Origin of the sequence: Phenylobacterium sp. 58.2.17, assembly GCF_026411515.1 — a bacterium.
GTDB lineage: Bacteria > Pseudomonadota > Alphaproteobacteria > Caulobacterales > Caulobacteraceae > Phenylobacterium.
This window is the reverse complement of sequence record NZ_JAPMTQ010000013.1, coordinates 18,465-41,485: the sequence shown is the minus strand read 5'-3', so window position 1 is coordinate 41,485 and position 23,021 is coordinate 18,465. Positions and strand designations below refer to the sequence as shown.

The following is a 23,021-nucleotide window of genomic DNA, read 5'->3' as shown; positions in this document are numbered from 1 at the left end:
TCCCCGAACGCACTGTGTCTGTTTGAGCCGCGCTCTATAGCGGCAAATGCGACTTACTCTCAACAGACTTCTGCACGCCCCGTCGGGGCGAGGTGTCGCGGGGGGTCAGCCGGTGAACCAGCCGCCGACGACGCAGCTGACCTGGCCGTCGCGGACGGTGACCGTGGCGCGTTGGCCGACGCCGGGCTTGTAGAGACTGGTGCGTCCGCCTGTCGTCACGGCCAGCGCCGCCGGGGCGCTGAACTGGCAGACCCGATAGACCTCGCCGCCGACCATGCCGCGCTTGGCCGGGGCCACGCAGCTGACGTGGCCGAACCGCCGCTCGAAGCGGATATCCCCATACTCGAAAGCCTTGGGCCCCTTGGCTCCGAACAGGGTCGGCGAGGCCTCGACGACAGGACATGCAGGGCCGGCGATGTTCCAGGCCCGGCGCATGGCCGCCTGTTCTGACCAGGTTTCGTAGATCGTCAGAGCCGGAACGGCCAGGATGACCAGCATCAAGCCGATCAGATTGATGATCTGACCGGCCTGCGAGTCCAGCACACCCTGCCGCTGCGACCATCCCATGGCGGCAGTTGAACCCGAAGACCGCCGTTCGGCAACCCTGAAGGGCATCGCGGCCCGGCTGCAATTCGTCAGCGCAGTGGAACGCCCCTCGCCTGGCGCAGGGCGCGCGGCGAAGTCCCCCACCAGTGCGCGACCGCCCGCGAGAAGGCGCTGGTCTGCGAATAGCCGAGCAGCCGGCTGATCTGGGCGACGCTGGCCTGGGATTCGACCAGCAGGATCAGCGCCTCCTCCATGCGATAGCCTTCGAGCAGCGTCTTGAAGCTGGTCCCCGCCTGCGCCAACCGCCGCTGCAGGGTGCGCGGCGAGCATCCCACCTCGGCCGCCACCGACGGCACGTCGGCCGCGCCGGGCCCCAGCTTGCCGATCGCCGCGCGCACGTTGTGGCGCAGGCCGTCCATCCGCCGGCGACCGGCCAGCAGGGACTCGGCATAGGCCAGGTTGAGGTCGCGCAGGGCCGGGTCGGCGCCTGGGATCGGCGTGGCCAGGGCGGCGGCGTCGAAGTCGATGGTCGCCGCCGCCGCGCCCATGCGCACCGGACAGCCGAGCAGGTCCGCAAACGGGGCGGGATCGACCTCGGCGCGCCCGACCAGCTGCACCAGGACCGGACGCGGCCGGCGGCCAGCGGCGGCGGCCACCACCGAGTCGATCTGCAGCGGGTCGATGCCGACGGCCGCCTTGCTCGGCTCGTACGTCAAGCGCAGGCCGCCGCCCTCCCGCGCGGTCGGCGTGAACCGCCCGCTGTCGCTGAGCAGCACCTGGTAGCGGGCCATGTGGCGCAGCGATTCCTCGAAGGTCCCGCTGTGGGCCCGAACCACGCTGACCACGTTGGCGGCCTGAACCGGCAGCCGCGAGCCGACCTTCAGGCCCAGCAGCGGGTCGTCACTGAGCGCCCGCGCCCGTCGCCAGATGCGTCGCGCCAGGCCGACCTCGACCTGACCCGCGTCCGGCGCCCGCCCGTCGACGACTCCGCGCAGCCCCTGGGTCAGGGCGGCGCGCTCCAGTCCCTCGCGGACCAGGCCGTCGAGCACCGCATTGATCCAGACCGAGGCGATCGTCAGCGCCGACATTCGACTTCACCCGCCAGGCCGAGCGGCCATCATTGGCGCGCAATATCAACAATGGGGCGCGCGCCGTCACCTCGCGATCGTCGTTTCCGCCCGCCCTCCCCTTGCCTTCCCCAAGGGGAACCCAAATTGGATAAAGCGGTATGTTTCGGGAGGCATCGATGGCGGATTCAGCGGAACTCGCGGACGCGGCGACCACGGGACTGGGCTTCGACCCGGCGAAGCTGCGCGAGAAGTACCGGGCCGAGCGCGACAAGCGCCTGCGCGCCGACGGCAACGAGCAGTACGTCGAGGTCGCGGGCGACTTCGCCCGCTATCTGGACGACCCCTATGTCGAGCCGGGCTTCACCCGCGCCGCCCTCACCGACGAGGTCGAGGTGGTGGTGATCGGCGGCGGCTTCGGCGGCCTGCTGGCGGCGGCCCGCCTGCGCGAGGCGGGGATCAAGGACATCCGCGTCATCGAAAAGGGCGGCGACTTCGGCGGCACCTGGTACTGGAACCGCTATCCGGGCGCGGCCTGCGACGTCGAGAGCTACGTCTATCTGCCGCTGCTGGAGGAGACCGGCTACATGCCGGTCGAGAAGTACACCCGCGCGCCGGAGATCCTCGCCCACAGCCGCGCGATCGCCCAGCAATACGACCTCTACGCCAACGCCTGCCTGCAGACCGAAGTCACCGGCATGAGCTGGGACGAGGCCGCCGGCCGCTGGATCATCACCACCAATCGCGGCGACGCCATGAAGGCCCGCTTCGTGGCCATGGCCAACGGCCCGCTGCACCGGCCCAAGCTGCCGGGCATTCCCGGCGTCGACAGCTTCAAGGGCCACACCTTCCATACCAGCCGCTGGGACTACGACTACACCGGCGGCGACTCGAACGGCGGGCTTACCGGCCTGGCCGGTAAGCGGGTCGGGATCATCGGCACCGGGGCCACAGCGGTGCAGTGCGTGCCGCACCTGGGCGCGGCCGCCGGCGAACTGTTCGTCTTCCAGCGCACGCCCTCGTCGATCGACGTGCGCAACAACCGCCCGACCGACCCCGACTGGGCGGCCGGCCTGACCCCCGGCTGGCAGCAGGCGCGGATGGACAACTTCAACACCCTGGTCAGCGGCGGCTTTGCCGAAGAGGACCTGGTCAACGACGGCTGGACGGACATCATCCGCAACCTCGGCATGATCGCGCGCAACCGGAACGCAGCAGCTGGGGTCCAGGACCCGGGCGAGCTGGTGCAGCTGGCCGATTTCCAGAAGATGGAGCAGATCCGCGCGCGGGTGGACACGGTGATCGAGGACCCCGCCACCGCCGAGGCGCTGAAGCCCTACTACAACCAGTTCTGCAAGCGGCCCTGCTTCCACGACGAGTACCTGGCGACCTTCAATCGCCCCAACGTCACCCTGGTCGACACGCAAGGGCGCGGCGTTCAGCAGATCACTGAGAAGGGCGTGGTCGTGGACGGCGTCGAGTACGAGCTCGACTGCCTGATCTTCGCCACCGGCTTCGAGGTCGGCACCTCCTATGCGCGACGCGCCGGCTACGAGGTGGTCGGTCGCGGCGGCGTCACCCTGACCGACAAATGGGAGCCCGGGGTCGCGACCCTGCACGGCATGCACAGCCGCGGCTTCCCCAACTGCTTCATCATGAGCAACAGCCAGTCCGGCTTCACCGTGAACTACCCGCACATGCTCAACGAGCAGGCCAAGCACATCGGCTACATCCTGGCGACCTGCGCCGAACGCGGGATCGGGCGGGTCGAGGCCTCGCAGGCGGCCGAGGACGCCTGGGTGCAGACCATCATCGACTCGGCCCTGCAGCGCGCCAAGTTCGCCGAGGAGTGCACCCCCGGCTACTACAACAACGAAGGCCGGCCCTCGGCGCTGGCGGCCCGCAACGGCCCCTACGGCAAGGGTCCGATCGCCTTCGTCCAGTTGCTCGAGGCCTGGCGCGCGGCCGGGGCGCTCGAAGGCCTGGAGACCGCCGTGCTCTAGCGCCGATCACGAACGCGCGCGGGCTGGAACCGGCTTCGGCGGCGACCGTTGGCAGATCGTCCGCCATCGAAGGAGGCTCCCATGAGCGTCAACGGCCTGGACGTCTTCGACAGGACCCTGCACACGACCAACGCCTGGCTCAAGGAGCTGTCCGAGGAGCTGGACATCGACCGGCACGCGGCGTGGAAGGTGCTCAGCGTGGTCCTGCACAAGCTGCGCGACCGCCTGCCGGTGGACCTCTCGGCCCACCTCGGCTCGCAGCTGCCGCTGCTGATCCGCGGGGTCTATTACGACCAATATCAGCCGGCCAAGCAGCCGAACCGCTGCAGCAGCCTGGACGAGTTCGTGGACGACGTCGGCGCCTGGCTGACCGACGCCCACAGCATCGATCCGCGCCGCGCGATCGAGGCGGTCTGCCGCGTGCTGTCGCGCCACCTGGCCCCCGGCCAGGTCGAAAAGGTGCGCGCCAATCTGCCCAAGGCGCTGCGTCCGCTGTGGAGCGCGCCGGCCGACACCCCGCCGCGTCGCCGCCCGGCCAAGACCGCGCAGGCCGCCGCGGCTATGGCGAGCGGCATCTAGGCGCCGCGGCCCGATTGCGAGGCGCCGGCGCCACAGACGGCGCATGTCGTGTCGACGACACGCCGGTTACACTTTTGCGACTCCGCTAAGCCCCCTAAAACGCAGACGAATCGCTTGAGCCCTTCCCCACTCACGATGGGTCATCGTGAGTGGGTAGGGAGGGCTCAAAATTCAAAGGAATCGACCCTGTTCATCCCGGTTGGCTTATTTCAAGCCAACCGGGACAGGGTCTAGGGGGACCCAGCCAATGACCATGCGTACGCGTTTCTTGAACCGAGCCGCGCACGCCGCGCTGGCCGCCGCCGCCGGACTGGCCGTCTTCGCGCCGGTCCAGGCCCTCGCCCAGGATACCGAACTCGGCGAAGTCGTCGTCACCGCCCAGAAGCGGTCGGAGAACCTCAACGACGTGCCGGTCTCGGTGACCGCCATCTCGGCCGAGAAGCTGGACGTGATCCAGTCCTCGGGCGGCGACATCCGGGTGTTCTCGGCCCGCATCCCCAACGTGACGCTGGAATCCAGCTACGCGCGGATCTTCCCGCGGCCCTACATCCGCGGCCTTGGCAACACGGACTTCGACTTCAACGCCTCGCAGCCGGTCTCCTTCGTCTACGACGAGGTGGTGATGGAGAACCCGGTGCTGAAGAGCTTCCCGCTGTTCGACATCGACCAGGTCGAAGCCCTGCGCGGGCCGCAGGGCACGCTGTTCGGCCGCAACACCCCGGCCGGGGTCCTGAAGTTCGACTCCGCCAAGCCGACCCAGAACTTCGGCGGCTACGCCCAGGCCTCCTACGCCACCTTCGGCACCGCCAACGTCCAGGGCGCGGTCTCCGGCCCGATCATCGACGGCGTGCTGGCCGGACGCCTGTCGGGCATCTGGATGCACCGCGACGACTGGATCGACAACGGCTTCACCGGCAAGGACGACGTCACCGGCGGCTATGACCAGAGCGCCCTCCGCGGCCAGCTGCTGTACACGCCAACCGAGGCCTTCAGCGCCCTCTTGAACCTGCACTACACCAAGCTCGACGGCTCGCCGCAGATCTTCCGCGGCAACGCCATCCAGCAGGGGACCAACGACTTCGTCCCCGGCTTCGACCGCGAGACGATCTATCAGGACGCCGAGCCGCGCACCGGCCAGACCATGGAAGGCTCGGGCGCCAATCTGAAGCTGACCTACGACTTCGGCGACGAAGGGCCGACCCTGACCTCGATCACCGCCTACGAGCACGTGACCGCCTATTCGCGCGGCGACGTCGACGGCGGCTTCGGCGCGGTCTTCGCCCCGCCCTCGGGTCCGGGCCTGATCCCGTTCACCGCCGAGAGCGCCGACGGGGTGCCCTATCACGCCCAGTGGAGCCAGGAAGTCCGCCTGGCCGGCGACTATGCCGGGGTGAACTACACGGTCGGCGCCTTCTACTTCTTCGAAGACCTGAAGATCGACAGCATCAATTTCGACACCCTGGCCGGCGGAACCCGCAACGGCTTCGCCTACCAGCACCAGAAGACCAAGGCCTGGGCGCTGTTCGCCAACGCCGACTACAAGCTGACCAACCAGCTGACGATCGGCGGCGGCATCCGCTACTCCAACGACAAGAAGGAGTTCATCGCCCAGCAGACCCTGTCGCCGATCGGCCTGCCGCAGACCCCGATCCTGGCCGCCGATCCTGAAAGCGACGACGTCAGCTTCAACCTCAACGCCACCTATGCGGTGAACGACGACGTCAACGTCTACGCCCGCATCGCCAAGGGCTATCGCGCCCCGTCGATCCAGGGCCGCCTGCTGTTCGGCTCGACCATCTCGGTCGCCGAAACCGAGACCCTGATGTCCTACGAGGCCGGGGTGAAGGCCGACCTGTTCGACCGCCGGGCCCGGGTCGACGCGAGCGTCTACTACTACAAGGTCGACGACATGCAGCTGACCGCGGTCGGCGGCGGCGCCAACTTCAACCGGCTGGTCAACGCCGAGCACGCCGAGGGCTACGGCTTCGAGTTCAATGGCGAGGCCAACCCGATCGAGCACCTGCTGCTGACCGCCGGTCTCTCGTACAGCTACACCGAGATCCAGGACCCGAACCTGGCCATCCAGCCGTGCGGCGCACCCTGCACCGTGCTCGACCCGCCCGGCGCGCCCGGCACGGTGCTGGTCGACGGCAACAGCCTGCCCAACGCGCCGCGCTGGATCGCCAACGTCACCGCGCGCTACGCCATCCCGTTCCGCGACGGCGAGTTCTACGCCTACACCGACTGGGCCTACCGCTCGAAAATCAACTTCTTCCTCTACCGCTCGGTCGAGTTCACCGACGACAAGCTGCTCGAGGGCGGCCTGCGCCTGGGTTACGCCACCGCCGACGGCAAGTGGGATGCGGCGGTGTTCGGCCGCAACATCACCGACGACGAAAGCCTGGAAGGCGGCATCGACTTCAACAACCTGACCGGCTTTGTGAACGACCCGCGCACCATCGGCGTCGAGCTGAAGACCCGGTTCTGACGGCGAGAGCGGCGAGGGGGCGACCCCTCGCCGCACCGCGATTGACGGAGCCTTAACTACGCTCAGGGGCAGATGGGCCGACGAATTGGGAGCGCCGCCTTGAGCCTCAGACTGGTTGAACGGCCCGAGGGCTATTACGAGATCGAACCGCGCCCGACGCCGGACGAACTCGCCGCCTATTATCGCGACAAGTATTTCGGGGCGACCGACGGGCGCACGCCCTACGCCCACGGCTACACGGCCGAAGAACTTGAGCACAAGCTGCTGCAGCCGGCCGAGACCGAGCAGGTCTGGAACCGTGCTCCCGGCCGCCTGTTGGAAGTCGGCGTCGGCGAAGGCTTCACGCTCGACTATTTCCTGAAGCGCGGCTGGCAGGCCAAGGGCCTCGATTTCACCGACGACGGCGTGCGCGAGTTCCATCCGCACCTGGCCGAGCACCTGATGCTGGGCGACGCCTTCGCCCTGCTCGACGAGGAGATCGCCAAGGGCGAGGTCTACGACCTGGTGATCTGCAACAACGTCCTCGAACACGTCATCGACCCGATGGGCCTGCTGCAGCGACTGCGCGCCATCGTCGCGCCGGGCGGCCTGCTGCGCGTCGCCGTCCCGAACGACGGCTCGTGGCTGCAGGACCAGATCGTCCGGCGCGGGCTGGCCGATCCGCAATTCTGGCTCGCCGCGCCCGACCACCTCAACTACTTCAACACCGACACCCTGCCGCGCGCCCTGGCCGCCAACGGCTGGGAAGTGGTCGAGCACCTGGGCGAGTTCCCGATCGACATCTTCCTGCTCAATCCGGACACCGGCTACATGCGCGACCGCGCCAAGGGCCGGAACTGCCACTTCACCCGCGTCGCCTTCGAGATGGGCCTGTGGCGCGAGCGGTCGCTGGACGCGGTGATCGAATTCCGCCGTGGCTGCGCGCGGGCCGGCGTCGGCCGCAACCAGACCGCCTACGCCCGGCCGGTCTAGGCGCGGGTCCGGCGGGCGGCGATGAACGTCCTCATCCTCAGCGCCGCCGCCAAGGTCCTGCTGGTCCAGGCCTTCCAGGCCGCCGCCCGTCCGCTGGGCGGGCGGGTGATCGCCGCCGACATCGCCCGCGACAACGCCGCCCTCTTCGCCGCCGACCAGGCGCTGATCCTGCCGCGCAGCGACGATCCGGCCTTCGAGGGCGCCCTGCTGGCCGCCTGCGCCCGCGAGGCGGTCGGCCTGATCGTGCCGACCCGCGACGGCGAACTGGCGAGGCTGGCGCAGTTGCGTCCTCGGCTGCAGGCCGCCGGCGTCAAGATCCTGGTTCCATCGCCGCAAGCTCTCGCCGTCTGCCGCGACAAACGCCGCTTCGCCCAGGCCTGCGCCGAGCTCGGCCTATCCACACCGCGCACCTACGCGCCAGGCCAGACCCCTGACGCCTTCCCGGTCTTCGTCCGCCCGGTCGACGGCGCCGGCGGCGCCGGCGCCCGCCGGATCGACGATCCCGCCGACCTGCCGGTCGACGAGACCCTGGTCGTCCAGGCCTTCGATGACGGCCCGGAATACACGATCGACGTGCTGATGAGCCTGGACGGCGCGCCGCTGCAGGCGCTCGCCCGCCGCCGGCTGCAGGTCCAGGGCGGCGAGGCGACCAAGTCGCGGACCGAGGACCTACCGGTCCTGGCCGATCAGGCGCTGCAGCTCTGCGCGGCGCTCGGCCTCGTCGGCCACAATGTCGTACAGGCCTTTCACGACGAGACCGGAACCCGCTTCATCGAGATCAACCCGCGCTTCGGCGGCGCCTCCAACCTCTCGATCCAGGCCGGCCTGGCCTCGCCCGAGCGCATCCTGCAGATGGCGCGCGGCCAGGACGCCGAGGCCGCTCGCCCGCGGGCGCTCGCCTACGGCTTGACCATGCTGCGCTATTCCCAGGACCGCATCGTCACCGACGCCGAGCTGGCGGCCCTGTGATCGCCGCCCCATGATCTCGGCCCTGCTCATCGACCTCGACGACACGCTCTACGACGAGCGGACCTACGTCCTCTCCGGCTTCCGCGCGGTGGCGCAGGAACTAGCCCGCCAGCATCCGCGCCTCGACGCCGACGCCCTCGCCGCCGGCATGGAGGCCGAACTCGACGCCCACGGCCGCGGCCGCATCTTCGACGTCGTGCTGGACCAGGCCGGCCTGTCCGCCAGCCCGGCCTTGATCGGCGACCTGGTCGGCATCTACCGCGACCACCGCCCGACGATCAGCCTCTGGCCAGGCGTCCCCGAGACCCTGACTAAGCTCGCCCAATCCTACCGGCTGGCCATCGTCACCGACGGCCTGGCGCTGATGCAGTCGCGCAAGATCGAGGCGCTGGGCGTCGCCGACCTGGTCAACGAGGTGCTGCTCTGCTGGGAGCACGAGGCGCCCAAGCCCGATCCGGCCTGCTATCTTGAGGCCCTGCGCCGGTTGGGCGCCTTCCCCGCCCAGGCGGTGGTGATCGGCGACAATCCCGGCCACGACATGGCCGCCGCCGCCGCCGTCGGCTGCCGCTCGGTGCGAGTGCGGACCGGCAAGTTTGCGGCCCTTGGCGACAACGGCTTCCCGGCCGACGCCGAGGCGCCGAGTTTTGTGCAGATCGCGCCCGTGCTGGCGCGGCTCGAACCTGGAGACGGCGCGTGAGCCAACCCCTCGTGACCATCGCCGGCCGCAAGATCGGTCCCGGCCATCCGCCCTACATCGTCGCCGAGATGTCGGGGAACCATAACGGCGAGATCGAGCGCGCCCTGGCCCTGATCGACGCGGCCAAGGCTGCCGGCGCCGACGCGGTCAAGCTGCAGACCTACACCGCCGACACCATCACCATCGACCATGACGGGCCCGGCTTCACCGTCCACGGCGGCCTCTGGGACGGGCGGCGGCTATACGACCTCTACCAGGAAGCCCACACCCCCTGGGACTGGCATGAACGGCTGTTCGCCCACGCCCGCGAGATCGGCATCACGGTCTTCTCCTCGCCGTTCGACCCGACCGCCGTCGAGCTGCTCGAGAGCCTGGGCGCCCCGGCCTACAAGATCGCCTCGTTCGAGCTGGTCGACATCCCGCTGATCGAGCTCTGCGCCCGCACTGGCAAACCGCTGATCATGTCGACGGGCCTCGCCTCGCCGGCCGAGATCGCCGAGGCGGTCGCCGCCGCCCGCGGCGCCGGGGCGAGCGAGATCATCGTGCTCCATTGCAACAGCGGCTATCCGACCCCGCCGTCGGACATGAACCTGATGACCTTGCCGCACCTGGCCGCCCAGCACGGGGTCGTCACCGGCCTTTCAGACCACACGATGGGCGTCACCGCCTCGGTGGCGGCCGTGGCGCTGGGCGCGTGCTTCATCGAAAAGCACTTCACGCTCAGCCGCGCCGAGGGCGGCGTCGATTCCGACTTCTCGCTCGAACCGGCCGAGCTCGAACGCCTGGTCGTCGAATGCCGCGACGCCTGGCTGGCGCTGGGCTCGGTCCGCTACGACGAGGCCCCGTCCGAGGCCTCCAGCCGCGACCACCGCCGCTCGCTCTACGTCGTCGCCGACGTCGCCGCCGGCGAGGTGCTGACCCCCGCCAACGTCCGCTCGATCCGCCCGGGCTTCGGCCTGCCGCCCAAGCATCTGCCGGACGTCCTCGGCCGTAAGGCCGCCCACGCCCTCCAGCGCGGCGCGCCGCTCGACTGGTCGATGGTGGAATAGCACTGCCGACCCACCCGCCGTCGTGTCATCCCGGTTTGCGACGCAAGACCGGGACCCATGAACACCCAACGCGGCGCGAATGGGCCACGGTCTTCGGCTGCGCCGAAATGACAGTTGGAATAAGGCGCCCTCCCCTGAAGGGTCCGCCTCCTAGCCCTTGCGGAACAGCCACCAGGTCGCGTCGTCCAGTCCCGTCGCCCGCTTCCAGAAGAACCCGTAGTCGACCAGTTGCAGGTCCGGGAACCGGTCCATGTAGAGGCCGCCGAAGTCGTTCTTGAACAGCAGCCCTTCGTGGCCGCGATAGCTCAGCGTCTCGGGCCGCGGCGAGAAGTATTCAGCGCACAGCACGTACTTCGACGACACCCGGTGGATCTCGTCCATGGTCGCGGCCAGCCGCGAGGGATCGACGTGGATCAGCACCCCGGTGGTGAAGGCCATCTCCACCGCGCCGTCGGCCAGCGGGATCTTGTCGCCGAAGCCTTCGTACAGCCGCTCGGCCGGCAGGATGCCGTCGGCCAGCACCCGGGCCCGCGCCGTGGCGTTCGGCTCGATGGCCGACAGTTCAGCCCCCAGCAGCCGCGGCATGACCCGCAGGTTGAGGCCGAGATTGCAGCCGACCTCCAGGATGGTCTTCGGCGGGTCGCCGGCGAAGGCCTGGGCGAAGCGGCCCCACATGAAGGTCCGCGCGCGCAGCGCCTCGTCCGAGGCGACGTTGCGCTGCGTGTATTCGGCGCCGAAGTCGCCCGCCCAGGCGGATTTCGGGTCGGCCGGCGTGCCGGTCATGGGAAGGCTCCTAGGTGTCGGGTTCGAAGTGGGAGAAGGGCAGGGCCCGGATGTCGTCGGACGTGAAGTCCGGCTTGGTGGGATAGAGCGCCCCATAGACCTTCGCGACGAAGGCGTAGTCCTCGGGCGTGTCGACAGTCCAGCGCAGGGCGCTCTCGTCGCGGTCCTGGACCAGCTCGCCCTGGGTGAAGGGCGCGCCCGGGCGATAGAGGAACGGCGTCACATGCTCACGGTCGTAGGGATCGGTCGCCTGCCGCCCGGCGGTCAGCAGGTCCTGCGCATTGAACACCTCGACGTCCAGCCCGCGCGGATAGGTGCGGTTGCGGCCGTTCGAGCAATAGTCGACGCCCAGGCTGGCCTGCAGTCGCACGCAATCGTCGATCACGCCCGGGTCGGCCAGCGGGCAGTCGGCGGTCAGCCGCACGACCTGGCCGCTGATCCCCAGCGTCTCGATGGCGCCGATATAGCGGCCGAGCACGTCGGCCAGCGGCCCGCGATGGACCGCGACGCCGATGTCCGTAAGGAAGCTCGCCAACACGTCGTCGCTGGGGTCGTCGCTAGTCGCCACCACCAGCCGGCTCAGGGTTTCGCAACGGCGCAGGCGTTCGATCTGGCGTTCGACCATCGGCCGTCCCGCCAGCGGCTTCATCACCTTGCCCGGCAGCCGCGACGAACTCATCCGCGCCTGCAGGATCGCGACCGCCATGCCCGTTCCCCTCGACTGGCGCGAGGTTAGGGCCAGAGCCTTTCGCCGGTCTTAACCGTGCGGGGGCAGGCGGGTAGCCAACAGGCGGCGGACAGGTCTATGGAACCCTCCTCTCCTCTCGCTCAGGTAGTCATTCATGTTGCCTCCCGACGACGCCAAGGCGGTCGCCGCCGCCGAAACTCTCGCCGCCTCCGGGGCCGGCGTGGACCAGGTACTGGCCCAGCTGCGCGCCACGCTCTCGCTCGACGCCTTCGGGATGCTGATCATCGACCTGCCGCGCGAGGACCTGCCGCACCTGTCGGCCCTGCTGCCACGCATGGCCAGCGACGAGACCCAGCGCAACTTCACCGGCAACGCCGGTCTGACCCTGCTGCGCGAGACGGTCAGCTTCGTCCGCGCCCTGGCCTACAACTACGCGGCGGTCCGCAACCGCTCGCTCTCCCAGGCCCGCGTCCTCGACTACGGCTGCGGCTACGGGCGCATCACGCGGATGATGTACTACTACACCGACCCGGCCAGCATCTGGGCGATGGACCCGTGGGACTTCGCGGTCGGCCTCTGCCGCGAGGCGGGGCTGATCGGCAACCTGGCGCAGTCGGACTACCTGCCCAAGTCGCTGCCGGCGCCGGAACGCTCGATCGACGTCGCCTTCGCCTTCTCGGTGTTCACCCACACCTCGCGCTCGGCCACCGACACGGCCCTCGGCGCCCTGCGCCGGCACATCGCCGACGACGGCCTGCTGGCCATCACCATCCGCGCGCCGGAGTACTGGGACGTCAACCCCGACTACGCCGACAAGGCCGAGACCTACAAGGAGCTGCACGCCCGCGAGGGCTTCGCCTTCGTGCCGCACCAGCGCGACACCGTCGAGGGCGAGGCGACCTACGGCGACACCTCGATGACCCTCGACTTCATCGCCGCCAACTATCCGGACTGGAAGATCGCCGGCTCCGACTGGACGCTGGCCGATCCCTACCAGCGCTACGTCTTCCTGCAGCCGGCCTAGCCCAAAGCTCAGGCGTCCATGCCGCGCAGCACGGCGAGCACCGCCTCGCCGTAACGCTGCAGCTTGCCCTCACCGACGCCGGAGATCGCGCCCAGGGTCGAAAGATCCGAGGGCCTGCGCCCTGCGATCTCGGCCAGGGTGCGGTCGTGGAAGATCACATAGGGCGGCAGGTGCTGGCGCGCGGCCTCGTCCCGGCGCCAGGCGCGCAGCGCCTCGAAAACCGGCTGGTCGTGGGCGCCGACCGCCAGCGCCGCCCCGCTCTGGCCCTTGCGCCGGCCGCCGGACCGCGCCTTCGGTTCAGGTTCCTGCGGTTTGCGCAGCGAAACCTGCCGCTCGCCGCGATAGATCGCCTTGACCCCCTCGGCGTCGCCCAGCCCGATCAGCGGCCGCCCGTCGTTGGGGTCCTCGCGCAGCAGGCCGTCGAACAACAGCTGGTCGATCAGGTCGCGCCAAGCGACGGCGCTCAGCTCCTGGCCGATGCCGAAAGTGGTGAGGCTCGCCTCGAAGCTCGACGGATCCTTGGTCTTGCCGAGCAGGTGATCGACCAGCCGCCCGCGGCCGAACCGGCCGCCCATGCGGTGCACCGCCGACAGCGCCATCTGCGCCGGCCGGGTGGCGTCCACCGTCTCGACCTCGCCCAGGCACAGGTCGCACTGGCCGCAGGCCTTGACCCCTTCTTCGCCGAAGTAGCGGCGCACGGCGGCGGCGCGGCAGGTCGTGCCGTCCAGCATGGCGTAGAGCTGGCGCACCTTTCGGCCCTGGACCTGCTTGACGCTCTCATCGACGTCGCGGCCATCCAGCCGCCGGAACGCCCAGGCCATGTCGGCCGAACCGTAGAGGGTGATGCCTTCGGCCGGGTCTCCGTCGCGTCCGGCGCGGCCGATCTCCTGCCAGTAGGCCTCGATCGAGGCCGGCGGATCGGCGTGGATCACATAGCGGACGTCGGGCTTGTCGACGCCCATGCCGAAGGCGATGGTCGCGACCATCACCGCCTCGTCTGCCTCGAGGAACTTCTCCAGCCGGTCGGCGCGGACGTTCTTGTCGAGGCCCGCGTGGTAGGCCAGGGCCGGAACCCCCGCCCCGCGCAACGCCTCGGCCAGCTTGTCGACTCCGTCGCGCGACCCGGCATAGACCACGCCCGAACGGCCCGGCCGCGCGGCGACCAGTTCCAGCACCCGCTTGTGGCCGGCTCCTCGCTTGCGCTCGGCCGACAGCGCCAGTTCCGGCCGTGCAAAGCTGGCGACGAACTCGGCCGAGTCCTCCAGCCGCAGCTCGGCGCGGATGTCCTCGCGGGTGCGGTTGTCGGCGGTGGCGGTGACCGCCAGCCGCGGCACGTTCGGGAAGATGTCGGCCAGCCGACCCAGCATCCGGTACTCGGGCCGGAAGTCGTGGCCCCACTGGCTGACGCAGTGCGCCTCGTCGATGGCCAGCAGCGCCAGCGGCACGCGCGACAGCCGCTCCAGCATCGAGGGCTGCATCAGCCCTTCCGGCGAGATGTAGAGCAGGTCCAGTTCGCCGCGGTCGATCTTCTCCCAGGTCTCGGCCCGCTCCCACGCTTCGCCCGTGGAATCGAGCTTGGCGGCGGCGACGCCCGACTGCTGCAGGCCCGCGACCTGGTCGGTCATCAGCGCGATCAGCGGCGAGACCACCAGCCCGAGGCCGGGGCGCATCATCGCCGGGATCTGATAGCAGACGCTCTTGCCGCCGCCGGTCGGCAGCACCGCCATGGCGCTGCGGCCGGCCAGCACCTCGGCGATCACCTCCGCCTGCCGCCCGCGGAAATCGGCGTGCCCGAACGTGCGGCGCAGGATCTCGCGCGCCCCGTCCAGGGTCGGCGTGTCGTCGAGGTCCATACGCGGCGCAAGGGAGGCGGCCATCCCGCGCTTATGGCCTGCGTCGGCGGTCAGGGCCATGGGGAATGGCGCCGCGCCGTTCGCCCGCCGCTGGAAACCGGGCTGGCTATCCGGCGTCCGCCTGAGGTCTACGCAGCAACCCTTCCATCAGGGCCTTGAAGGCCGGAACGGTCTTGCGGGACGCCGAGGCGGCGTCCGAGGCGTTGGCGATCCACATGGCGGCGTCCGTCGAGGCGCCGGAGATCAGCCGCGCGGCGACATCCGCGTCAACGTCGTCCCGTACCACGCCGTCTGCCTGCAACTGCTCCAGATTGGCGCGGATCGCCGCAATGCAGCCGTCGGCGCTTGGCCAGCGCGACGGATCGCCCAGCACGGCGGGACCATCGCGCAGCATGATCCGCTGGATTTCCGGCTCCAGGGCCATCTCCACATAACCGATGTTCTCCAGGACGAAGCCCTCCCACGGCGTAGGAGCGGCGGCGGCGATCAGCTTCAGCCGCTGCGCCATCTCCGAGTCGATCTGGCGAACCACCGCCTCCAGCAGGCCCTTCTTGTCCCCAAAGTGGTGGTAGAGCGCGCCCCGCGTCAGGCCGGCCTTCGCCGTGAAGTCGTCCATCGAGGCGTCGGCATAGCCCCGCTCGCCAAACGCCTTTCGCGCCGCGGCGATCAGCTTGGCGCGGGTTTCGGCGATCATCTCGGGGCGCGATCTTCGCGTCATCTGGGGCTCCGGTCGGAAAGCGGCGGGGGGCGGTTGACATACGAGACGTATGTAACCACCTCACTGGCATACGAGGCGTATGTAGGACTTCGGGACGTGCGCCGCCACCATCGAAAGGCCAGGCCATGCCCAATCCCTATCGCGAGATCTTCCAGGCCCCTGGGACCAAGGGCTTCGCCGCCGCGGGTTTCGTGGCGCGGCTGCCGATCGCCATGGCCCCCATCGGCATCGTCACCATGTTGTCCCAGGCCCGGGGCGAATACTGGCTCGCGGGGGCGGTCGCCGCCGTCTTCACGCTCACCAACGCCTTCGCCGCGCCGCAGATCTCGCGTCTCGTCGACCGCTTCGGCCAGAGTCGGCTCCTGCCCCCGACAGCGGCGATTTCCGTGCTGGCCTTCGGCGCCCTGATCCTCGCCTCCCGCCTGGATTGGCCGACCTGGACCCTGTTCACGTCCGCGTTGCTCGCGGCGGCCATGCCCAGCATCCCGGCCATGGTGCGCGCGCGCTGGACCGAGATCTTCCGCGACCGGCCCGAGCTCAACACCGCCTTCGCCTTCGAGTCGGTCGCCGACGAACTGGTCTACATCGCGGGAGCTTCCCTCTCGGTCGGTCTCAGCGTGGCCGTATTCCCGGAAGCTGGGCTTCTGGCCTCCACCCTCTTCCTGGCCGCCGGAATGACCGCGTTCGTACTCCAACGCCGCACCGAGCCGAAGGTCCGGGCGACGGCGAGCCGGGCTCGCACGTCGGCCATCGGCCTGCGGCCGGTCCAGATCATCACCGCCGCCCTGATCTTCGTCGGCGCGATCTTCGCCACCGCCGAGGTCAGCACTGTCGCCCTGACACGGGAGCTGGGCCAGCCGGACGCCGCCAGCCTAGTGATCGGCGTGTACGCCCTCGGCTCCTTCATCGTCGGGCTGATCATCGGCGCCTTGAACCTGAAGGTTCCCCTGCAGCATCAGCTGCTGGCCGCGCTGGGCGTCGTCCTGCTGACCACCCTGCCCCTGCTGCTGGCAGACAGCGTGCCCGTCCTGGCCGGCGCGATCTTTCTCAGCGGCGTGGCGATCTCGCCGACCTTCATCACCGCCTTTGGCCTGATCGAGCGGCGCGTGCCCCCGGAGTCGCTGACCGAGGGGGTGACCTGGGTGATGACCGGCATCGGCATCGGCATGGCCCTAGGCGCCTTCGTCTCCGGCCTGGTCGTCGACGCTTTCGGCCCCCGCAGCGGCTTCTGGGTGTCGGTGGTCGCAGCAAGCTCGGCCCTGCTGATCGTCACCTTGGGCCAACGCGTCCTGGGCGAGGCTCGGGCCGACGACACGAGCGTCGAACCCGTCCCGGCGGAGTGATCGTTCGGCTACTCCGCCGCGATCGCCGTCGGCGCCGCCCGCGCCCCGCGCAGCAGCCGGCCCGGCAGGGCGCCGGTCGGCTGACCGTCGCGATAGGTCACCTGCCCGGCCACGATGGTCGCCACATAGCCGTCGGCCCGCTGCACCAGCCGTCGCCCGCCGGCCGGCAGGTCGTAGGCGACGCTCGGCGCGCCCAGGGTCAGGCCGTCATAGTCGATGACGTTGAGGTCGGCGCGGTAGCCCGGCGCCACCAGCCCGCGGTCGTGCAGGCCCAGCGCCGCGGCGGTGTCGTGGCTCTGCATCCGCACCATCGCCTCCAGCGCCAGCTTCGGCCCGCGCGTTCGGTCCCTCGTCCAGAGGGTCAGGTTCGAGGTCGGGAACGAGCCGTCGCAGATCATCCCCACATGCGCGCCGCCGTCCGACAGGCCCGGCACCGTGTCCGGGTGGTTCAGCATCTCGTACGACGGGTCCAGCGAGCCGCCGGCATAGTTGAGGAACGGCAGGTACAGCATCCCCCGGCCTCCGTTCGTCAGCATGTGGTCCAGCGCCAGTTCCTCGGGCCGCACGCCGCGTGCATTGGCGAGCGCCAGCACCGTACGGTCGGGCGTCTGCTCGTAGTCCGGCGTCTCGCCCATCAGGAACATGACCTTCCAGTTCTGGGTCATATTGGCGGCGAACGCGGCCGAGGCCTCGTTCCCTTCGCTCAGCAGCTGGGCGCGGAACGCCGGATCGGCCAGCTTGGCGGCGCGCTGCGCCAACGGCTGGGCGGCGATCGCCTTGTAGCTCGGATAGTGCGTGAACGGATTCAGCGTCAGTTCCAGCCCGAACAGCACCCCCACCGGTCGCCCGCAGACCTGGGCCCGCATCGGCAGGCCCGCCCCGCTCGCCTCTTCCAGGCGGTCGAGCAGCAGCCGCCACTGGGCCGGTTGGATCGGGCTCTGGACCAGCGAGAACGACAGCGGCCGCCCCGACGCCTCGACGATCCGCCGCAGCATCGCGAACTCGGCCTCCGGGTCGCCGAAGTCGGACACGAACTGCAGCGCGCCCTTGCCCGCCGCGGCCAGCCCCATGGCGATGCCGGTCAGCTCGTCCTCGGAGGCGGTCAGGGTCGGGGTCGGCTGGCCGTCGCTGGTCCGATGGTTGAGCGTGCGCGAGGTCGAAAAGCCCAGCGCCCCGGCCTCGACCGCGCCCTTGGCGATGGCGGCCATCGCAGCGATGTCGTCCGGGGTGGCGTCCTCGCGGTTGGCGCCGCGCTCGCCCATCACGAACACCCGCAGCGCCGCGTGCGGCAGCTGGGCGCCGATGTCGACGTCGAACTGGCGGCCCTCCAGGCTGTCGAGATAGTCCGGGAAGCTCTCCCAGTTCCACGGCAGGCCCTCGGTCAGCACCGGGAAGGGAATGTCCTCCACCCCCTCCATCAGCCGCACCAGCCGGTCGTGGTCGGCGGGCCGGCAAGGCGCGAAACCGACGCCGCAATTGCCCATCACCACCGTGGTCACCCCATGCCAGGACGAGGGCTGCATCCGCTGATCCCAGGTCGCCTGGCCGTCATAGTGGGTGTGAATGTCGACGAAGCCAGGCGTCACCAGCTTGCCGCGGGCGTCGATCTCCTCGATCCCGGCGCCGCTCACCTGGCCGACCGCGACGACGAGTCCGTCCTTGACCGCGACGTCGGCCGCATAGGCCGGGCCGCCCGATCCGTCCGCCAGCGTACCGCCCCGGATCACCAGGTCATAGGCCCGTTCCATGGCGTTCTCCCTTATGCCGCCGTGTGTCCGACGCTCGGGCGGATTACCCGCCCGCAGAGGGGATCAGGTCAAGGGCGCCGTGGCGGCAGCCCGCCGGCGGGTCGATACAATTTTTGATTGCGCCGCGGCATGGAACGGAACCGTACGCAGGCGCATTTTCCGGCAGAGCTTGTTCGCCCCGCTTGGGGCCCCGATCCGTCCAGGAAACCCGATATGCGTCCTTCACAAGTCACCGCGGCCCTCGTCGCCGTCGCTCTCGCCATGCCCGCGACCGCGGGCGCCCAGCCGACCTTGCGCCAGGGCAGCCCGCTGTCCTCGATCTTCGGCTGCGACGCCGGCGGCAACAAGCAGGCCGGCGGCGCGGTGATCGGCGGCCTGGTCGGCGGCGTGGTCGGCAGCAACCTCGCCAAGAACGAACGCACGCTGGGCACCGTGCTCGGCGCCGCGGCCGGCGCGGCCGCCGGCTCCTACATCGGCTGCCGCATGCAGCGCAGCGATCAGCAGAAGGCGCAGTACGCGGCCCAAAACGCCCTCGACCGCGGCGGCTCGCAGTCCTGGTCCAACCCGGAGACCGGCGCTTCGGGCGACGTGCGCGTTGTCTCCACCTCGAACGGCGGCGGCCAGCCGGTCTCGCTGAGCGGCCTGCGCTTCGCCAATGGCGTCGAGCCGGCCTCGGCCTACGAGTCCGCCTCCGGCGCCTACACGGCCCCCAAGACCGTCAACGTCCGCGCCCGGCCGACCACCTCGGCGCCGGTCGTCGGCAAGCTGTCGGGCGGCCAGAGCTTCGACGCCCTGGCCCGGGTCAGCGGCACGCCTTGGCTGCTGGCCGGCCGCGACGGCCAGGCGATCGGCTACGTGTCCGACACTGTGGTCCGCCCGGCCCGGGGCAATCAATACGCCGGCGGCAACTCGGTCTGCCGCACCTTCGATCAGACCATCCGCACCCAGAGCGGCGCGCCGGAAACCTCACGCCACACCGCCTGCAAGGGCTCCGACGGTCAGTGGGTGGTGCAGGGCTAGTCCGACTGCCGGCCCGGCCTAGCTCGCCGGGCCGTCGCCCGCCCCGCGACGGTGCGCGCAGGCCGTGTCATAGCTTGAGCATGAGCAAGTCGATTGTCTCGCCGGACCTGACAGCGATCATCCGGCCCCACCTGCACGCCGACGAGACGATCGAGAAGATTCTGTGGGTCGGACGCCCGCCCCAGGGCACGCTCCGCTGGCCCTGCTACAACGGCCAGGTCAAGGCGGCCGCATTCACGGCGCTGATGTTGGCGCTATCGCCGTTGCTGATCCTGGTCGACCCAGCGATGGCGGGGCCTGAAGCGGTCTGGGTGAGCCTGGCGGGGCTGATCGCCTTTCCCATCATCCTCAAGGGCGACGCCGAATGGCGGATACGCACCATCTACGCGATCACCAATATCAGAGCCCTCTCCTGTCGCGCGGACGGGTATGGAACCGCCAGCAGCGTTCCCATCCCCAACCAGGTCCGCATCGAACGCGAGCGAAAGGGGAGAGCGACGATATTCATCGGCGAGAAGCCTCAAGCGACTCTGACGGTCGGGATCTGGAACTTCGGCACGGAAAACCAGATCGTGTTCCGCTCGGTCGAAGACGTCTCCACGGCCTATGCCCTGCTCCGCCGCGGGTACTGGCCCTCGCAGTGAGTGGATCGGCCGACGCCCCCGGCGCCAAATCCTTGACCTATTCCATCCACAGGGGCATAAGCGCCCCCTTCTGGCGCATAGCATTCGCGCCCTCCACCGCCACGACCCCCACGACTTATGTGGGACGAGGGCGGCGAGGCCCCCCGTCGACGTGATCGTCCACGGGGGTCGATTGCGTTTGGGCCTATAGGAGTTCCGCCGCGTGTTCGACGCACTGACAGATCGGCTTTCCGGGGTCTTCGACCGCCTCTCCGGGCGGGGCGTGCTCTCGGAAAAGGACATCGACGAAGCCCTGCGCGAGGTGCGTGTCGCCTTGCTCGAGGCCGACGTCGCCCTGCCCGTCGTCCGCGAGTTCATCTCCAAGGCCAAGGAACGGGCCGCCGGCGAAGAGGTGATCCGCTCGATCCGCCCCGCCGACCAGGTGGTGAAGATCACCTATGACGGCCTGGTCGAGATGCTGGGCGGCGATGTCGCCGAGGGCCTGAACCTCGCGCTCAACCCGCCGACGGTCATCATGATGGCCGGCCTGCAGGGCTCGGGTAAGACCACCACCGCCGGCAAGCTGGCCCTGAAGCTGGCCAAGGACCGCAAGAAGGTCCTGCTGGCCTCGCTCGACACCCGCCGCCCGGCGGCCATGGAGCAGCTGGCCCTGCTGGCCAAGCAGGCCGGGGTCGAGAGCCTGCCGATCGTGCCCGGCCAGTCGGCGCCCGACATCGCCCGCCGGGCAATGTCCGCGGCCAAGCTGCAGGGCTTCGACGTCGTCATCCTCGACACCGCCGGCCGCACCACCATCGACGAAGCGATGATGGCCGAGGCGGCCGAGATCGCGAAGATCGCCAGCCCGACCGAGACCCTGCTGGTCGCCGACAGCCTGACCGGCCAGGACGCGGTGCGCACCGCCACCGCCTTCCACGAACGCCTGCCGCTCACCGGCCTGGTGCTGACGCGGGCCGACGGCGACGGCCGCGGCGGCGCGGCCCTGTCGATGCGCGCCGTCACCGGCCTGCCGATCAAGTTCCTCGGCGTCTCGGAAAAGATCGAAGGCCTCGACGTCTTCGACGCCCGCCGCGTGGCTGGCCGCATCCTGGGTCAGGGCGACGTCATCGCCCTGGTCGAGAAGGCCGCCCAGGACCTGGACGTGGCCAAGACCGAGGCCATGGCCAAGAAGCTGGCCAAGGGACAGTTCGACCTCGACATGATGGCCGAGCAGTTCAATCAGATGAAGCGGATGGGCGGCATGGAAGGCCTGATGGGCCTGCTGCCGGGCGTCCAGAAGGTCAAGAAGCAGCTCTCGGAAGCCAACGTCTCCGACAAGATGATCGACCGCCAGATGGCGATCATCTCCTCGATGACCAAGGCCGAGCGCAAGAAGCCCGACATCCTGCAGGCCTCGCGCAAGCGCCGCATCGCCGCCGGCGCCGGGGTCGACGTGGCCGAGATCAACCGGCTCCTGAAGCAGCATCGCCAGATGGCCGACGCCTTCAAGATGATGAGCCGCGACGGCGGCAAGGGCTTCGCCCGCATGGCCGGCATGATGGGCGGCGGCGGCATGGACCGTCTCAAGGCCCTGGGCGGCGGCAAGATGCCGGCGCCCGATCCCAAGCAACTGGAAGAACTCGGCAAGCTGGCGAGCCAAGGGGGCGGTCTGCCCGGCCTCGGCAGTCCCGGCGGTCCGAAGCTTCCTGGCCTCGGCAATCTGCCGCCGGGCTTCAACCCCTTCAAGAAATCCTAGAGCTTACAAAGGACTAACCCATGCTCAAGATCCGTCTCGCCCGTGGCGGCGCCAAGAAGCGCCCCTACTACAACATCGTCATCGCCGACTCGCACTCGCCGCGTGACGGCCGCTTCATCGAGAAGGTCGGCGCCTACAACCCGATGCTCAAGAAGGACGACCCGGCGCGCGTCACCCTGAAGGTCGAGTCGATCCAGGCGTGGCTCAAGAAGGGCGCCCAGCCGACCGACCGCGTCGCCCGTTTCCTGGCCAACGAAGGCCTGGTGAAGTGGGAAGCCGGCAACAACCCGAACAAGGCCGAGCCGGGCCGCAAGGCCAAGGAACGCGCTGAAGAGCGCGCCCAGCGTGAAGCCGATCGCGCCGCCGCCGCCGCCGAAGCCGCCGCCCAGCCGGCTCCGGAACCGGAAGCCGCTCCGGCCGAGGAAGCCCCGGCTGCGGAAGCTCCGGCCGCCGAAGCTCCGGCCGCTGACGAAGCCGCTCCGGAACAAACCGAAGGCTAACTCGAACCCGACATGGGCGACGAAACGCACAATCTGATTTTCGTCGCCCAGGTCGGCGCCGCCCATGGCGTACGCGGCGAGGTGAAGGTCACGACCTTCACCGCCGACCCCATGGCCCTGGCGAGCTACAAGGGCTTGATGCGTCAGGACGGTTCGCCCGCCCTGACCATCGCCTCGGCCCGCCCGACCAAGGGCGGGATCGTCGCCCGCCTCAAGGGCGTGGACGACCGCAACGCAGCTGAAGCCCTGCGCGGCCTCAAGCTCTACATTTCCCGCGACAGCCTGCCCGAACCCGACGAGGACGAGTTCTATCTCGCCGACCTCATCGGCCTTGCCGTCGAGACCACGGCTGGCGAACTGCTGGGCAAGGTCAAGACCGTCCAGGACTTCGGCGCCGGCGACCTGCTCGAGATCCAGCCGAAGGCCGGGGCCAGCTGGTGGCTGCCCTTCACGCGCGAGGCGGTGCCGGAAGTCCGTATCGCCGAGGGCAGGCTGATCGCCGAACCGCCGGCCGTCATCGAGGCCGACCCCGACGAAGGCCGCGACCAGGACTGAGTCCTGGCGCTTCGCTCCGGCAAAAGGCTAGGTTGCACCAAAC

General features: G+C 69.6%; 21 protein-coding genes. 14 read left to right on the top strand and 7 right to left on the bottom strand.

From position 1 onward, the window contains the following. Positions 1-105 precede the first annotated feature (105 nt). Together OUA97_RS11045 and OUA97_RS11040 are read right to left on the bottom strand one after the other, a co-directional pair. Positions 106-567, bottom strand: a complete 462-nt coding sequence (locus OUA97_RS11045; RefSeq protein WP_267231943.1) for a hypothetical protein — start codon at positions 565-567, stop codon at positions 106-108. A gap of 68 nt (positions 568-635) precedes the next feature. Next, a complete protein-coding gene (locus tag OUA97_RS11040) occupies positions 636-1,634 on the bottom strand; it encodes an AraC family transcriptional regulator (protein WP_267231942.1) in 999 nt (332 codons plus the stop codon). A gap of 158 nt (positions 1,635-1,792) precedes the next feature. Between OUA97_RS11040 and OUA97_RS11035 the strand changes: the two genes are divergently transcribed. The 7 genes from OUA97_RS11035 (at position 1,793) to pseI (ending at position 10,370) form a co-directional block, all read left to right on the top strand. Further along, complete coding sequence (locus tag OUA97_RS11035; protein ID WP_267231941.1) at positions 1,793-3,616, top strand: flavin-containing monooxygenase; 1,824 nt, start codon at positions 1,793-1,795, stop codon at positions 3,614-3,616. Positions 3,617-3,697: 81 nt separating this feature from the next. Further along, positions 3,698-4,195, top strand: a complete 498-nt coding sequence (locus tag OUA97_RS11030) for a DUF2267 domain-containing protein (protein WP_267231940.1) — start codon at positions 3,698-3,700, stop codon at positions 4,193-4,195. Positions 4,196-4,448: 253 nt separating this feature from the next. Then, the gene (locus OUA97_RS11025; protein ID WP_267231939.1) at positions 4,449-6,683 is read left to right on the top strand and encodes a TonB-dependent receptor; all 2,235 of its coding nucleotides are present in this window, start codon (positions 4,449-4,451) and stop codon (positions 6,681-6,683) included. Between the two features lie 99 nt (positions 6,684-6,782). Further along, a complete protein-coding gene (locus tag OUA97_RS11020) occupies positions 6,783-7,655 on the top strand; it encodes a class I SAM-dependent methyltransferase (protein ID WP_267231938.1) in 873 nt (290 codons plus the stop codon). A gap of 21 nt (positions 7,656-7,676) precedes the next feature. Next, positions 7,677-8,624, top strand: a complete 948-nt coding sequence (locus OUA97_RS11015; RefSeq protein ID WP_267231937.1) for an ATP-grasp domain-containing protein — start codon at positions 7,677-7,679, stop codon at positions 8,622-8,624. Positions 8,625-8,634: 10 nt separating this feature from the next. Further along, entirely contained in the window at positions 8,635-9,321 is a 687-nt protein-coding gene (locus OUA97_RS11010; RefSeq protein WP_267231936.1) for an HAD family hydrolase, read from the top strand. Beyond that, a complete protein-coding gene (gene pseI, locus OUA97_RS11005; protein ID WP_267231935.1) occupies positions 9,318-10,370 on the top strand; it encodes a pseudaminic acid synthase in 1,053 nt (350 codons plus the stop codon). Before OUA97_RS11010 ends, pseI begins: the two co-directional genes overlap by 4 nt. A gap of 150 nt (positions 10,371-10,520) precedes the next feature. Here the strand turns inward: pseI and OUA97_RS11000 are convergent, their stop codons facing one another. After that, entirely contained in the window at positions 10,521-11,153 is a 633-nt protein-coding gene (locus tag OUA97_RS11000; protein ID WP_267231934.1) for a pseudaminic acid biosynthesis-associated methylase, read from the bottom strand. A gap of 10 nt (positions 11,154-11,163) precedes the next feature. Continuing rightward, positions 11,164-11,859, bottom strand: coding sequence for a glycosyltransferase family protein (locus tag OUA97_RS10995; protein WP_267231933.1), 696 nt, complete (start codon positions 11,857-11,859; stop codon positions 11,164-11,166). A gap of 136 nt (positions 11,860-11,995) precedes the next feature. Between OUA97_RS10995 and OUA97_RS10990 the strand changes: the two genes are divergently transcribed. Further along, positions 11,996-12,865 carry a class I SAM-dependent methyltransferase gene (locus tag OUA97_RS10990; protein WP_267231932.1) on the top strand — a complete coding sequence of 290 codons (870 nt, stop codon included), beginning with the start codon at positions 11,996-11,998 and terminating at the stop codon, positions 12,863-12,865. A gap of 8 nt (positions 12,866-12,873) precedes the next feature. On the opposite strand, the gene recQ is transcribed toward OUA97_RS10990, so the two are convergent. Both recQ and OUA97_RS10980 read right to left on the bottom strand, forming a co-directional pair. After that, a complete protein-coding gene (gene recQ / locus OUA97_RS10985) occupies positions 12,874-14,718 on the bottom strand; it encodes a DNA helicase RecQ (RefSeq protein ID WP_267232008.1) in 1,845 nt (614 codons plus the stop codon). A 106-nt stretch (positions 14,719-14,824) separates the two neighbouring features. Next, positions 14,825-15,436 carry a TetR/AcrR family transcriptional regulator gene (locus tag OUA97_RS10980; protein WP_267231931.1) on the bottom strand — a complete coding sequence of 204 codons (612 nt, stop codon included), beginning with the start codon at positions 15,434-15,436 and terminating at the stop codon, positions 14,825-14,827. Positions 15,437-15,561: 125 nt separating this feature from the next. Here OUA97_RS10980 and OUA97_RS10975 point away from each other — a divergent pair, with 125 nt between their 5' ends. Beyond that, entirely contained in the window at positions 15,562-16,779 is a 1,218-nt protein-coding gene (locus OUA97_RS10975) for an MFS transporter (RefSeq protein WP_267231930.1), read from the top strand. 8 nt (positions 16,780-16,787) lie between these two features. Here the strand turns inward: OUA97_RS10975 and OUA97_RS10970 are convergent, their stop codons facing one another. Continuing rightward, entirely contained in the window at positions 16,788-18,527 is a 1,740-nt protein-coding gene (locus tag OUA97_RS10970; protein WP_267231929.1) for an N-acyl-D-amino-acid deacylase family protein, read from the bottom strand. 213 nt (positions 18,528-18,740) lie between these two features. Between OUA97_RS10970 and OUA97_RS10965 the strand changes: the two genes are divergently transcribed. The 5 genes from OUA97_RS10965 (at position 18,741) to rimM (ending at position 22,978) form a co-directional block, all read left to right on the top strand. Beyond that, positions 18,741-19,547 (top strand): SH3 domain-containing protein, encoded by an 807-nt coding sequence (locus OUA97_RS10965; protein ID WP_267231928.1) that lies wholly within the window; start codon positions 18,741-18,743, stop codon positions 19,545-19,547. An 80-nt stretch (positions 19,548-19,627) separates the two neighbouring features. Further along, on the top strand, positions 19,628-20,191 hold the full coding sequence (locus tag OUA97_RS10960) for a hypothetical protein (RefSeq protein ID WP_267231927.1): 564 nt from the start codon (positions 19,628-19,630) through the stop codon (positions 20,189-20,191). Between the two features lie 202 nt (positions 20,192-20,393). Next, the gene (ffh, locus tag OUA97_RS10955; RefSeq protein WP_267231926.1) at positions 20,394-21,923 is read left to right on the top strand and encodes a signal recognition particle protein; all 1,530 of its coding nucleotides are present in this window, start codon (positions 20,394-20,396) and stop codon (positions 21,921-21,923) included. Positions 21,924-21,943: 20 nt separating this feature from the next. Beyond that, positions 21,944-22,423 carry a 30S ribosomal protein S16 gene (gene rpsP / locus OUA97_RS10950; RefSeq protein WP_267231925.1) on the top strand — a complete coding sequence of 160 codons (480 nt, stop codon included), beginning with the start codon at positions 21,944-21,946 and terminating at the stop codon, positions 22,421-22,423. Between the two features lie 12 nt (positions 22,424-22,435). Continuing rightward, positions 22,436-22,978 (top strand): ribosome maturation factor RimM, encoded by a 543-nt coding sequence (gene rimM / locus OUA97_RS10945; RefSeq protein WP_267231924.1) that lies wholly within the window; start codon positions 22,436-22,438, stop codon positions 22,976-22,978. The last annotated feature ends 43 nt before the right edge of the window (positions 22,979-23,021 follow it).